The sequence below is a fragment of the Methylobacterium frigidaeris genome (assembly GCF_022179185.1).
GTDB lineage: Bacteria > Pseudomonadota > Alphaproteobacteria > Rhizobiales > Beijerinckiaceae > Methylobacterium > Methylobacterium frigidaeris.
This window is the reverse complement of record NZ_BPQJ01000151.1, coordinates 1-400: the sequence shown is the minus strand read 5'-3', so window position 1 is coordinate 400 and position 400 is coordinate 1. Positions and strand designations below refer to the sequence as shown.

Annotated in this window: 1 protein-coding gene; it reads left to right on the top strand. The window is 67.8% G+C overall.

Features of this window, described 5'->3' with window-relative positions; translation table 11 throughout:
- Window positions 1-400, top strand: a 400-nt coding sequence (locus MFF64_RS36635; RefSeq protein ID WP_238193940.1) for a DDE-type integrase/transposase/recombinase, incomplete at both ends; no start/stop codon positions are given.

Here is a 400-nt window from a genome sequence, read left to right as displayed (position 1 = left end):
AGCGCACCTACCGGCTCTACCGGGACGAGGGGCTGTCGATCCGGCCCAAGCTGCCCAGGCGCAAGCGGGCCTGGCGCTACCGGCAAGGGCGGCCCGCGATCAGCGGCCCCAACGAGGTCTGGGCGATGGACTTCGTGTCCGACGGCCTCTTCGACGGACGTCCGTTCCGGATCCTGACGGTCGTGGACTGCCACATGCGAGAGGCGCTCTCGCTGACACCGAGAGCTAACTTCCGGACCTACCAAGTGGTTGAGGCACTCGACGCGCTGGTGAGGCTCCGCGGCCGGCCCAAGAGCCTACGGGTGGACAATGGGCCGGAATTTGCCGGGCGGATGCTCGACCAAGGGGCTTACCTGAACGGGGTCGAGATCGACTTCTCCCGTCCGGGCAAGCCGACGGA